Source organism: Sphingomonas sp. 66-10 (assembly GCF_001897045.1).
In the GTDB taxonomy this organism is placed as follows: domain Bacteria; phylum Pseudomonadota; class Alphaproteobacteria; order Sphingomonadales; family Sphingomonadaceae; genus Sphingomonas; species Sphingomonas lycopersici.
Genome location: NZ_MKRR01000036.1, coordinates 24,026 through 35,534, shown reverse-complemented (window position 1 = coordinate 35,534; position 11,509 = coordinate 24,026). Strand labels below are relative to the sequence as shown.

The window sequence follows — 11,509 nt, the reverse complement described above, 5'->3', positions numbered from 1 at the left end:
GGTGGCGATCACCTTCACCGGGCGCCCCACCTCGGCCTTCATCCGCGCGACGAGCCCCTCGATCATCGCGATATAGCCCCAATAGATGCCGATGTTCATCTGATCGACGGTGTTGCGCCCGATCACGCTCAAATTGCCGCCCGGCGCCTCGATCGCGATGCGCGGCAGCTTGGCGGCGTTGTTGACAAGCGCGTCCAGCGACAGGTTGATGCCCGGCGCGATGATCCCGCCCTTGTATGCCCCGGTATAATCCGAGTGGTCGAAGGTGGTGGCGGTGCCGAAATCGATTACGATCAGATCGCCCTCGTGCAGCGCGTGCGCCGCGATCGTGTTGACCGCGCGGTCGGCGCCGAGCGAGCTCGGCTCGTCGACATCGATCGCGATGCCCCATTCGAGCGGCGGACGCCCGGCGATCAACGCGTCGCGGCCGAAATATTTGGTCGCCAGCACCTCCAGATTATGGAGCGCGCGCGGCACGACCGTGGAGATCGCCACGCCATCGACCTGCGACCGATCGAACCCCTCCAGCATCAGCAACTGATTGAGCCACACCGCATATTCATCCGCCGTGCGGCGCGGATCGGTGGCGATGCGCCAGCGCGCCTTGATCGTGCGCCCGTCGACCAAAGCGAAAACGACATTGGTGTTTCCGGCATCGACCGCCAGCAGCATGATCCTCTCCCCCTTTTAAACCAGGAAAACGTCGCCCGCGTGGATGGCACGGGTCGTGCCGTCCGCCAAGCGCAGGACGAGCGCACCGTCGGGCGCGAGCGTCTCGAATGTGCCGTCGAGGCTGGTGCCGTCGGCAAGCCGGGCGCGAAGCGGCGTGCCCGCCGGATGCGCCCGCTCGATCCAGCGCGCAACGATCGGCGCCAGCCCCTGCCCGCGCCAGATGCTCAGCCACGCGTCGACCATCGCCGCCAGTCGTTCGAGCAGTTCGGCCGGGGTGATCGCCGCGCCCTGTTCGGCGAGGCTGGTCGCGGCGCGGTCGGGCAGATCGGGGCAATGCGCGACATTGACCCCGATGCCGATCACCACGGCATCACCGACGCGTTCGAGCAGGATGCCGGAGATCTTGGTGCCGCCAATCAGCAGATCATTGGGCCATTTGAGCATCGTGCCGCGCGACACCAGCCGCGCGATCACTTCCTCCAGCGCCACCGCCGCAACCAGCGCGAGCGAGGCGGCCGGGGGATCGCCCGCGCGGAGGCGGACGAGATGGCTGGCGTAAAGGTTGCCGGCGGGCGAGTCCCACGCCCTGCCCTGCCGCCCGCGCCCGCTGAGCTGGCGCTCGGCGCGGAGCCAGATGCCGTCCTCGGCCCCGCCGGCGGCGAGGTCGAGGAGATCGGCATTGGTCGATCCCGTCTCCGCGACGGTAAGGATGCGGGTCAGAACAGCGCCTTTGCCGCCGCCATCGTCCAGGCGGTGAGCAGCGGGATCGCAAGATAGCCGAGCGGCGAGACGATCGCCGCAGTCGCCACGATCAGCCCGCCCTCCAGCCGGTCACCGGGGCCATATTCACCCGCCGGCTCGTCGAAGTACATCGTCTTGACGACGCGCAGGTAATAATAAGCGCCGATCACGCTGAAAGCGATACCGAACACCGCGAGCGGGAACAGCCCCGCCTGCACCGCGGCGTAGAACACCGCAAACTTCGCATAGAAGCCGAACAGCGGCGGGATGCCCGCGAGGCTGAACATGAACACAGCAAGCCCGAACGCCAGCGCCGGCCGCGTCCGCGAAAGGCCCGAGAGCGAGGCGATCGTCTCGATCGGCTGCCCGTCCGTATCGCGCATCTGCAGCACGACGAGGAACGAGCCGAGCGTCATCGCGATATAGATCGCCATATAGGTCAGCACCGCGGCGACGCCCTCGGGCGTGCCCGCAGCAAGCCCGATCAGCGCGAAGCCGACGTTGTTGATCGACGAATAAGCGAGCAGTCGCTTGATGTTCTGCTGCCCGATCGCCGCCACCGCACCGAGCAGGATCGAGGCGAGCGCAGCAAAGATCACGATCTGGCGCCACTGCTCCGCCGCCGGCCCCATCGCGGTGATCGCGACGCGCAGCGCGAGGCCGACCGCCGCCACCTTGGGCGCAGTCGCGAAGAAGGCGGTCACCGGGGTCGGTGCACCCTCATACACGTCCGGGGTCCACATGTGGAACGGCACGGCCGAGATCTTGAACGCGAGGCCCGCAAAGACGAACACCAGCCCGAACATCAGCCCCAGCGACTTGGTGCTGCCGGCGAGCGGCGCGGCGGCATAGGCCCCCGCGATCTCGTCGAACAGCGTCGAGCCGGTGAAGCCATAGACCAGGCTGATGCCGTAGAGCAGGATGCCGCTCGCCAACGCGCCGAGCACGAAATATTTCAGCCCCGCCTCGGCCGACCGCGCGTCGCGGCGCATGAAGCTCGCCAGCACATAAGCGGCGAGGCTCTGCAGTTCGAGCCCGACATAGAGCGTCAGCAGATCGGCGGCAGAGACCATGATCCCCATGCCGACCGCCGAAAGCAGGATCAGCACCGGATATTCGGGGCGCAGATCGTCCCCGGCGGTGCGCTGGAAGAAGCCCGGCGCGAGCAGGATCGCGACCGCCGCGGCGACATAGATCAATGTCTTGGCGAAGCCGGCGAAGGCGTCGGCGCGATACATGCCGTCGAACGCGCTGCCACCCGAAGTGGCCGGCCCGACCAGCGCGACGCACGCGCCGGCGAGCACCGCGACCGCGGCCCAGGAAATGGCGCGGGTCGCGTTCGGGCCGCTCCAGGCGGCAACCAGCATCAGCGCGAGCGCGCCCAGCGACAGCACCACCTCGGGCAGCGTCATCGCAAGTTGAGCGGCGTAGTTCATCAGTGCGCCTCCCCGTGCGCGGCGGTTTCGGCATGGGCGGCCGGGACGATACCGGTTCCCTTGGTCGGCAGCGAGTCACCCGCCGGCTTGGCGCGGTCGATGCGAGCGAGCAACGTCTGGGTATCCTTGCGCATCGGCGCGAGGAAGCTTTCCGGATAGACGCCCATCCACAGCACCACCGCGGCGATCGGCGCGAGCAGCCACATTTCACGCGACGACAGATCGGGCATCGCGCGCACGTCATCCGACTTGAGTTCGCCGAACACGACGCGGCGATAGAGGTACAGCATATAGGCTGCGCCGAGGATGATGCCGGTGGTGCACAGCAAGGTGATCGTGGTCGACACCTGATAGGTACCCATCAGGCTCAGCAATTCGCCGACGAAGTTGCTCGTGCCGGGCAACCCGACCGAAGCCATCGTGAACAGCATGAACAATGCGGCATAACGCGGCATGTTGATCGCGAGGCCACCGTAGCGCGAAATCTCGCGGGTGTGCAGCCGGTCGTAGATCACGCCGACGCACAGGAACAACGCGCCCGAGACGAGGCCATGCCCGAGCATGACCATCATCGCGCCCTCGATGCCCTGGGTGTTGAACGCGAACAGGCCGATCGTAACGATCGCCATATGCGCGACCGAGCTGTAGGCGATCAGCTTCTTCATGTCCGACTGCACCAGCGCGACGAGGCTGGTGTAGATCACCGCCACCGCCGAGAGCGCGAAAACCAGCCAGGTGAGCTGCGCCGAAGCCTCCGGGAACATCGGCAGCGAGAAGCGCAGGAAGCCGTATCCGCCGAGCTTCAACAACACGCCCGCCAGGATCACCGACCCGGCGGTCGGCGCCTGCACGTGCGCGTCGGGAAGCCAGGTGTGGACCGGCCACATCGGCATCTTCACCGCGAACGAGGCGAAGAACGCCAGCCACAGCCAGGTCTGCACATGCGGCGGGAAATCATAGGCCATCAGCGCCGGGATCGAGGGCGTCCCCGCGACGATGCTCATATAGAGCATCGCGATGAACATCACGACCGAGCCGTGCAGCGTGTACAGGAAGAACTTGTACGACGCGTAGATGCGGTTCGCCCCGCCCCAGATGCCGATGATCAGATACATCGGGATCAGGCCGGCTTCGAAGAAGATGTAGAACAGGAACAGATCCTGCGCCGCGAAGGTGCCGATCATCAGCACTTCGGTGAACAGGAACAGGCTCATATATTCCGGGACGCGCTTCTCGATCGCCTCCCACGAGGCGCCGATGCAGATCGGCATCAGGAACACCGAGAGCTCGATCAGCAGCAGCGCGAAGCCGTCGATGCCGAGCGACCAGCCGAACAGGCCGAAGACATGCTCATGATGCTCGACGAACTGCCATTGCGCGCCGCCGATATCGAAATTGAGCCACAGCAGGGCGCCGAGCGCGAGGTTGACCAATGTTGCGCCCAGCGCGAGCCAGCGCGCCTGGCTGGCGCCCAGGAACAGGCAGGCGACCGCAGCAAGCGCGGGCACCAGCAACATGACGGAGAGGATCGGAAAGCCGTTCATCTGCCCCACCTCAACCCGCGATGACCCAGGTGACCGCGGCGGTAAGCCCGATCAGCATGACGAACGCATAAGTGTAAACATACCCCGTCTGGACGCGCGCCGTAACGCGGCTGCCCTGCTGCACCACCCATGCCCAGCCGTTCGGCCCGAAGCGGTCGATCGTCCCCTCATCGCCCTTGTGCCACAGGAAGCGGCCGATCGCGAAAGCGGGGCGAACGAACAGCAGGTTGTACAGCTCGTCGAAATACCATTTGTTGTACACGAAATCGTACAACACCTCGAAAGTCGCGGTGAACCGCGCCGGGATGTCAGTCCGCACGAGATAGGCGAGCACCGCGCCGGCAAAGCCGAGCAGCATCACGACCGTCGCGGCGAGCTTCACCCACACCGGCACGCCGTGCATCTCGTGCATCAGATGCTCGTTGAAGGCGATCGACCCGCGCCAGAAGCCTTCGCCCGCGGTCGGCTCGATGAACCAGCCGTGGAACACGAAGCCGGCAAGCACCGCCCCCGTCGACAGCACGATCAGCGGGATCAGCATGTTGAGCGGGCTCTCGTGCGGGTGATAGCCCGCGGTGCCGGTCGCCAGTTCGTGTGCGCCCGCGTCGTGCGCGTGCGCTTCGGGCGCGGTATGCTCGTCCGCCGGATGATCGTGCGCGTGGCCGTGGCCGTGCGCATCGTGCACCGCGTGCTGGATATGCTCGGACTGGGCCCAGCGCGGCTTGCCCCAGAAGGTGAGGAACATCAGCCGCCACGAATAGAAGCTGGTGAGCAGCGCCGCGATCACCCCGGCCCAGAATGCGCCCGTTTGCTTGGCCGCCCACGATGCCTCGATGATCGCGTCCTTCGAATGGTAGCCGGCGAAGCCGCCGACGCCATAGATGCCGACCCCGGTGATCGCCAGCGTGCCGAGCAGCATCGCCCAGAAGGTGATCGGGATATGCTTCCTGAGGCCGCCGTAATAGCGCATGTCCTGCTCGTGGTGCATCGCGTGGATCACCGAGCCGGCACCGAGAAACAGCAGCGCCTTGAAGAAAGCGTGCGTGAACAGGTGGAACATCGCCGCGCCATAGGCGCCGACGCCCGCGGCGAAGAACATATAGCCGAGCTGCGAGCAGGTCGAATAAGCGATCACGCGCTTGATATCGTTCTGCGTCGTACCAATCGTCGCGGCGAAGAAGCAGGTCGCGGCGCCGACGATCGTCACGACATGCAGCGCGGTCGGCGAGGTTTCGAACATCGGCGACAGGCGGCAGACCATGAACACACCGGCGGTGACCATCGTCGCCGCGTGGATCAGCGCGCTGACCGGGGTCGGGCCTTCCATCGCGTCGGGGAGCCAGGTGTGGAGGCCGAGCTGCGCCGACTTGCCCATCGCGCCGACGAACAGCAGCAGGCACAGCACCGTCATCGTGTCGAAGCGATAGCCGAGGAACCCGATCGTCGCCCCCGCCATGCCCGGCGCCGCATGCAGGATCGCCGGGATCGAGACGGTATCGAACACCAGATAGGTGCCGAAAATGCCCAGCATGAAGCCGAGATCGCCGACGCGGTTGACGACGAACGCCTTGATCGCCGCGGCATTGGCGCTCGGCTTCTTGAACCAGAAACCGATCAGCAGATAGCTCGCGAGGCCGACGCCTTCCCAGCCGAAGAACATCTGGATCAGATTGTCCGCGGTCACCAGCATCAGCATCGCGAAGGTGAACAGCGACAGATAGGCGAAGAAGCGCGGCTGATCCGGGTCCTCCGCCATATAGCCCCAGCTATACAGATGGACGAGCGCGGAGACGCTGGTGATGACGACCAGCATCACCGAGGTGAGCGCATCGACGCGCAGCGCCCAGCTCACATCCATCGTGCCCGAGGTGATGAAGTGCAGCACCGGGGTGACGCTCTCGCTCAGCGAGCCGGTCATGAAGCCGATGAAGATCGGCCACGACAAGGCGCACGAGACGAACAGCGCGCCCGTCGTCAGCGACTTGGCGACCGTATTGCCGAGTGCGCGATTGCCCAGCCCGGCGACCGCCGCCGCAACCAGCGGCAGGAAAACGATGAACAGGATAGAGATCACGATTTATCCCTTCATCCGGCTGGGATCATCGACCGAGATCGAGCCGCGGCCACGGAAGAAGATGACGAGAATGGCAAGGCCGATCGCGGCCTCGCCCGCCGCCACGGTCAGCACGAACATCGCGAACACCTGCCCGACCAGATCGTTGAGCGCTGCCGAAAAGGCGACGAGGTTGATGTTCACCGCGAGCAGGATCAGCTCGATCGCCATCAGGATGACGATGATGTTCTTGCGGTTGAGGAAAATCCCCAAGACGCCCATCGTGAACAGGATCGCCGCGACGACGAGATAGTGGATCAGGCCGATTGCGCCGTTCACAGCTGCACCCCCTGGCCCACTTCGGGCCGCATGTTGCGTGTTGCTTCCTCAGGCCGGCGAGCGACCTGACGCGCGATATTCTGCCCGCGGACGCCCTTGCGCTCGCGGTGGGTCAGCACGATCGCGCCGATCATCGCCACCAGCAGCACCAACCCCGCGCCCTCGAACACGAACAGATAGCGCGTGTAGAGCAGATTGCCGATCGCCTGGATGTTGGGGATCGCCGGATCGACCGGGGCGGCGCGCCGCGCGAGATCGATCCCGCCCGCGCTCCACGCGCCGATGCCGATGAAGATCTCGCACACCAGAGCCACCGCCAGCGCGAGCCCGAGCGCGGCATAGCGCACGAAGCCCGCCCGCATCTCCGCGAAGTCGATGTCGAGCATCATGACGACGAACAGGAACAGCACCGCGACCGCGCCGACATAGACGATGACGAGCAGCATCGCGATGAACTCCGCCCCCACCAGCACCATCAGCCCGGCGGCGTTGAAGAACGCGAGGATCAGCCACAGCACCGAATGCACCGGGTTGCGCGACGAGATCGTCATCGCGCCCGAAAGCAGCACGACGATCGCGAACAAATAGAAGGCGAAGGCCTGTATCATGCCTCGACGAGCCCCCCGAGAGACCGTTCGGGCTGAGCCTGTCGAAGCCCTGCCCTTACTAAGGAAGAAAAGTACAGCCCTTCGACAAGCTCAGGGCGAACGGCGAAAAATCGACGGTGCGCGCGCATTATCGATACGCCGCATCGGCGGCAAGGTTGGCCGCGATCGCGCGTTCCCACCGGTCGCCGTTGTCGAGCAGCTTCGCCTTGTCGTAGATCAGTTCCTCGCGCGTCTCGGTGGCGAATTCGTAATTCGGCCCCTCGACGATCGCATCGACCGGGCATGCCTCCTGGCACAGGCCGCAATAGATGCACTTGGTCATATCGATGTCGTAGCGCGTCGTGCGGCGGCTGCCGTCGTCGCGCGGTTCGGCCTCGATCGTGATCGCCTGCGCGGGGCAGATCGCCTCGCACAATTTGCACGCGATGCACCGTTCCTCGCCGTTGGGATAGCGGCGCAGCGCATGTTCGCCGCGGAAGCGCGGCGACACCGGATTGCGCTCGAACGGATAGTTGATCGTCGCCTTGGGCTTGAAGAAATACTTCAAGGTCAAAGCGTGCGCCTTCACGAACTCCCAGAGCGTGAAGGCCTTGACGGTCGATGCGATACCCATCGTCAGAACCCTACCCGCGTCCACATCAGGACGCCGGAAACGAGGAACACCCAGAACAGCGAGACCGGCAGGAACACCTTCCAGCCCAGCCGCATCAGCTGGTCATAGCGATAGCGCGGGACAGTCGCCTTCACCCAGCTGAACACGAAGAAGAAGAACAGGATCTTGGCGAACAGCCAGATGATCCCCGGCACGGCATAGAGCGGCGCCCAGTCGAGCGGCGGCAGATAGCCGCCCCAGAACAAGGTGGCGTTGAGCGTGCACATCAGGATCACATTGGCATATTCGCCGAGCCAGTAGAGCGCGAAGCTCATCGACGAATATTCGGTCTGATAGCCCGCGACGAGCTCGCTCTCCGCTTCGGTGAGGTCGAACGGCGCACGCTGCGTTTCGGCCAGCGACGAGATCAGGAACATCACCGCCATCGGGAACAGCAAGGGATTGAGGAAGAAGCCGTTGATCGGCGTCCCCAACACCCCGCGCTGCGCCTCGACGATCCCGCTGAGGTTGAACGTCCCAGCCCACAGCACGATCGAGATCAGGATGAAGCCGATCGCGACTTCGTAGCTGACCATCTGCGCCGCGGCGCGGATCGCCGAGAAGAAGGGATATTTCGAGTTGGACGACCAGCCCGCGAGGATGATCCCGTAGACGCCGAGCGAAGAGGCGGCGAGCACGTAGAGCAGCCCGACGTTGATGTCGGCCAGCACCACCCCGACCTGGAACGGCACCACCGCCCACACGATCAGCGCCACCGTGAAGGTGATGATCGGCGCGAGGATGAAGAGGCCGCGATTGGCCGCCGCCGGGACGATGGTTTCCTGGAGGAACACCTTGAGCCCGTCCGCGAACGACTGGAGCAGCCCGAACGGGCCAACCACGTTCGGCCCGCGGCGCAGCGCCATCGCCGCCCAGATCTTGCGATCGGCATAGATGATCATCGCCACCGCCAGCATCAGCGGCAATGCGATAACGAGGATGCCGACCAGCGTGGCGACGAACCACGCCCATTCATAGGGCAGGCCGACGAAGTTTTGGAAAAAGGCGGTCACGAACGATCCCCTTCGCCGCGGTTCGAGGCGATCATCTGATCAAGGCGCCACAGCAGCCCTGCACCGAAAAGAAACGCCACGACAGACGTGAGCGGCTGGATAAAGACAATCACGAACGCGCTGAATTTCGCCGAAAACGGTACGGTTTCCATGCCCAGCCGCGCGATTTCTTGCTGAGCGGCGACCGAAACCGCGACGGACGAAATATAAAAGATGACTGCGAATGCCGCCATGAGGCGTGGCATGACATGCATCAGCAAGTTGAAACTGGTCACTCCGCCGCCTCCGCGAAGGTCTCACCGTGGATCAGCTCGGCCGAGCAGCGCTGCATCGTCGGAGACGCGCGGCAGATCGCATTGGTGAGGTAGAAATCCTTGATCGGATAGCCCGCGAGCACGCCCTCCGCCTTGGCGGCGAGCGCCGGCGGGTTCCACGCGAATTTCGCCAGCCCGAGCGTCGCGAGATCGGGGCAATCGACCGCCATCGCCGCGCGCAATTCCTCGAGCGTGTCGAACGGCAGCGTCTTGCCGAGCTTCTCGGACAGAGCGCGCAGGATCGTCCAATCCTCGCGCGCGTCGCCCGGCGGGAACACCGCGCGCTCGCCGCGCTGGACGCGCCCTTCGAGATTGACCCAGGTGCCCGATTTCTCGGCATAGCTCGCGCCCGGCAGCACGACATCGGCATGATGCGCGCCGGCATCGCCGTGGTGGCCGATATAGACCTTGAACCCGCCGAACCTGGTGAAATCGCACTCGTCGGCGCCGAGGAAGAAGACCAGCTTCGCCGCGTGAAGGTCGGCGATCCCGCCCTTTTGCGCATAGCCGAGCATCAGCCCGCCCATCCGGCTCGCCGAGAAGTGGAGGACGTTATAGCCGTTCCACCCGTCCTTGATCAGCCCGAGCGTGTCGACCAGCGCCAGCGTCGCGCCCTGCGCGCCCTTCATCGCCGCGCCGCCGACGATCATCATCGGGCGCTGCGCCTTGGCGAAGGCATCGGTCACCGCCGCCGGCAGATTGCCGAGCACCGCCAGATCCGCGCCGAGCCATTCGACTTTATAGGTCAGATCGGTTTCGGGGCCGACCGCGAAGACCTTGGCACCCTTCTTGATCGCCTTGCGGATGCGGGTGTTCACCAGCGCGGCTTCCCAGCGCAGGTTGGTGCCGACCAGCAGGATCACGTCGGCGGTCTCGACCCCGGCGATCGTGCTGTTGAAATTGACCGCGGCGAGGCTGGACGTGTCATAGTCCATCCCGGTCTGCCGCCCTTCGAGCAGCGACGAGCCGAACGCCTTGGCGAGCGCCTTGCCCGCGAACAGCGTTTCGCAATCGGCGAGATCGCCCGAGACCACCGCCACGCTGTCGCCGACGGTCTTCGCGACGTCCGCGATTGCCGCGAACGCTTCGTCCCAGGTCGCCTCGACGAGCTTGCCGTCACGCCGCACGAACGGGCGATCGAGCCGGCGACGGACGAGCCCGTCGACCGCGTGACGCGTCTTGTCGGTCGCCCACTCCTCGTTGACGTCCTCGTTGATGCGCGGAACGCAGCGCAGCACCTGGCGGCCGCGGCTGTCGAGGCGGATGTTGGTGCCGACGGCGTCCATCACATCGATGGTCAGCGTCTTCTTGAGCTCCCACGGCCGCGCCTCGAAGGCATAGGGCTTGGAGGTCAGCGCGCCGACCGGGCACAGATCGACCACATTGCCCGAAAGCTCGCTGGTCACCGCTTCCTCCAGATAGGAGGTGATCTGCATATTCTCGCCGCGATAGATCGCGCCGATTTCCTCGACCCCGGCGACTTCCTCGGCAAAGCGGATGCAGCGCGTGCACTGGATGCAGCGCGTCATCACCGTCTTGACGATCGGCCCCATGTACTTCTCGGTCACCGCGCGCTTGTTTTCCTCGAAGCGCGAAGTGCCGCGGCCGTAGGCGACCGACTGGTCCTGCAGGTCGCACTCGCCGCCCTGATCGCAGATCGGGCAATCGAGCGGGTGGTTGATCAGCAGGAATTCCATCACGCCCTCGCGGGCGTTCTTCACCATCGGGGTGTTGGTGAAGATTTCCTGATTGTCCGCCGCCGGCAGCGCGCACGACGCCTGCGGCTTGGGCGGCCCCGGCTTCACCTCGACGAGGCACATGCGGCAATTGCCGGCGATCGAGAGCCGCTCATGATAGCAGAAGCGCGGGATCTCCTTGCCGGCAAGCTCACACGCCTGCAGCACGGTGGCGCCCGCGGGCACCTCGATCTCTACGCCGTCGACCTTGACCTTAGGCATTAGCTGCCTCGCACTGAGAATATGACAACGACCGCAAGGCCGACGAGAAGGAAGCAGAGCCCCAAGACAATACCAACCCGCTCCCAGCGGCGCTGGCGTTCCTCACCGGAAGGCCATAGCCAACCGAGCAGCTCAGCGAGAAGCTCCACGAAATCACTCCGCCGCCTCCTGCAAGGGGA

At 65.1% G+C, this 11,509-nt stretch carries 11 protein-coding genes; all 11 read right to left on the bottom strand.

Annotation, left to right across the window (positions count from 1 at the left end):
* Positions 1-672: type III pantothenate kinase (locus BGN95_RS04475; protein ID WP_286771738.1), on the bottom strand; the 672-nt coding region annotated here is incomplete at its 3' end.
* 15 nt (positions 673-687) lie between these two features.
* Positions 688-1,383, bottom strand: a complete 696-nt coding sequence (locus BGN95_RS04470) for a biotin--[acetyl-CoA-carboxylase] ligase (RefSeq protein ID WP_286771740.1) — start codon at positions 1,381-1,383, stop codon at positions 688-690.
* Between the two features lie 5 nt (positions 1,384-1,388).
* On the bottom strand, positions 1,389-2,849 hold the full coding sequence (gene nuoN / locus BGN95_RS04465) for an NADH-quinone oxidoreductase subunit NuoN (RefSeq protein ID WP_286771737.1): 1,461 nt from the start codon (positions 2,847-2,849) through the stop codon (positions 1,389-1,391).
* The gene (locus tag BGN95_RS04460) at positions 2,849-4,393 is read right to left on the bottom strand and encodes an NADH-quinone oxidoreductase subunit M (RefSeq protein WP_286771736.1); all 1,545 of its coding nucleotides are present in this window, start codon (positions 4,391-4,393) and stop codon (positions 2,849-2,851) included. The genes nuoN and BGN95_RS04460 overlap by 1 nt, the downstream gene beginning before the upstream one ends.
* A 10-nt stretch (positions 4,394-4,403) precedes the next feature.
* Positions 4,404-6,467 carry an NADH-quinone oxidoreductase subunit L gene (gene nuoL / locus BGN95_RS04455; RefSeq protein WP_286771735.1) on the bottom strand — a complete coding sequence of 688 codons (2,064 nt, stop codon included), beginning with the start codon at positions 6,465-6,467 and terminating at the stop codon, positions 4,404-4,406.
* A 3-nt stretch (positions 6,468-6,470) separates the two neighbouring features.
* Complete coding sequence (gene nuoK / locus BGN95_RS04450) at positions 6,471-6,773, bottom strand: NADH-quinone oxidoreductase subunit NuoK (RefSeq protein ID WP_179513603.1); 303 nt, start codon at positions 6,771-6,773, stop codon at positions 6,471-6,473.
* 8 nt (positions 6,774-6,781) lie between these two features.
* Complete coding sequence (locus tag BGN95_RS04445; protein WP_179511345.1) at positions 6,782-7,393, bottom strand: NADH-quinone oxidoreductase subunit J; 612 nt, start codon at positions 7,391-7,393, stop codon at positions 6,782-6,784.
* Positions 7,394-7,520: 127 nt separating this feature from the next.
* Positions 7,521-8,006: an NADH-quinone oxidoreductase subunit NuoI gene (gene nuoI / locus BGN95_RS04440; protein WP_179511344.1), complete on the bottom strand. Its 486-nt coding sequence runs from the start codon at positions 8,004-8,006 to the stop codon at positions 7,521-7,523.
* Between the two features lie 2 nt (positions 8,007-8,008).
* The gene (gene nuoH / locus BGN95_RS04435) at positions 8,009-9,058 is read right to left on the bottom strand and encodes an NADH-quinone oxidoreductase subunit NuoH (RefSeq protein ID WP_179511343.1); all 1,050 of its coding nucleotides are present in this window, start codon (positions 9,056-9,058) and stop codon (positions 8,009-8,011) included.
* Positions 9,055-9,333, bottom strand: a complete 279-nt coding sequence (locus tag BGN95_RS04430) for a hypothetical protein (protein WP_179511342.1) — start codon at positions 9,331-9,333, stop codon at positions 9,055-9,057. The genes nuoH and BGN95_RS04430 overlap by 4 nt, the downstream gene beginning before the upstream one ends.
* Positions 9,330-11,330, bottom strand: a complete 2,001-nt coding sequence (gene nuoG / locus BGN95_RS04425) for an NADH-quinone oxidoreductase subunit NuoG (RefSeq protein ID WP_286771734.1) — start codon at positions 11,328-11,330, stop codon at positions 9,330-9,332. Before nuoG ends, BGN95_RS04430 begins: the two co-directional genes overlap by 4 nt.
* Between the last annotated feature and the right edge of the window lie 179 nt (positions 11,331-11,509).